This window comes from Corallococcus sp. 4LFB (assembly GCF_046520365.1).
GTDB classification, from domain to species: domain Bacteria; phylum Myxococcota; class Myxococcia; order Myxococcales; family Myxococcaceae; genus Corallococcus; species Corallococcus caeni.
In genome coordinates, this window is the sequence record NZ_JBKGHJ010001086.1 from 1 (window position 1) to 976 (window position 976).

Below are 976 nucleotides of genomic sequence, written 5' to 3' on the forward strand. Positions count from 1 at the left end.
CGGCACGCGTGCCGCTGCACCTTGCCGCTGGACGTCTTGGGCAGGCTGCCCGGCTCGATGAGCACCACCGCGTGCGCCTGCACCTCGTGCGACTCCGCCAGCCGCTGCCGGATGGCGCCCACCGCGACGTCCGCCACCTCCAGTTGCTTCCGCAGATCGCCCAACCGACGGACGTCCATCTCCTGCACGACGACCGCGCGCTCCTCGCCCGCCACCTCCACCGCGAACACCGCGCCGCCCCCAGGCCGCAGCGCCGGGTGCGCCGCCTCCACCGTCGCCTCCAGGTCCTGGGGGTAGTGGTTCCTTCCCCGCAGGATGATGAGGTCCTTGCGCCGCCCGGTGACGTACAGCTCGCCATCCGGCCGCAGGAAGCCCAGGTCGCCCGTGCGCAGATACGGTCCGCCGTCCTCCCGGGCGATGCGCGCCTGGAACGTCTCGCGCGTCGCGTCCTCCCGGCCCCAGTACCCCTGGGCGACGCTCGGCCCCGACACCCAGACCTCGCCCACCTCACCGGCCGCGCGCCGCTCCAGCGTCTCCGGATCCACGATGGCGATGCGCTGCTCCGCCAACGTCCGGCCACACCCCACCAGCGTCCGCGCTCCGGGCTCCGCCGCGCCCACTTCCTCCGCGCGGTGCCGCTCCAGCGCTCCGCCCGAAAGCGTCACCGACACCGGCGGGGCCGACTTCTCGCCTCCGGAGACGATGAGCGTGCCCTCCGCCAGCCCGTAGCAGGGGTAGAACGCCTCGCGCCGGAAGCCGCTGGGACCGAACGCCTCCACGAAGCGCTCCAGCGTCTCCGGACGGATGGGCTCCGCGCCGCAGAACGCGACCTCCCAGCGGCTCAAATCCAACGCCTGACGCTGCTCCGGCGTGCTCTTGCGCACGCACAGGTCGAACGCGAAGTTCGGCCCGCCGCTGATGGTGCCCCCGAAGCGCGACACCGCCTCCAGCCACGCCATGGGCCGCTTGAGGAACG

1 protein-coding gene is annotated in these 976 nt (G+C 73.4%); it reads right to left on the reverse strand.

What is annotated here, in order from left to right; genetic code table 11:
* Window positions 1–976, reverse strand: a 976-nt coding sequence (locus ACLEQD_RS44225; RefSeq protein WP_410391905.1) for an AMP-binding protein, incomplete at both ends; no start/stop codon positions are given.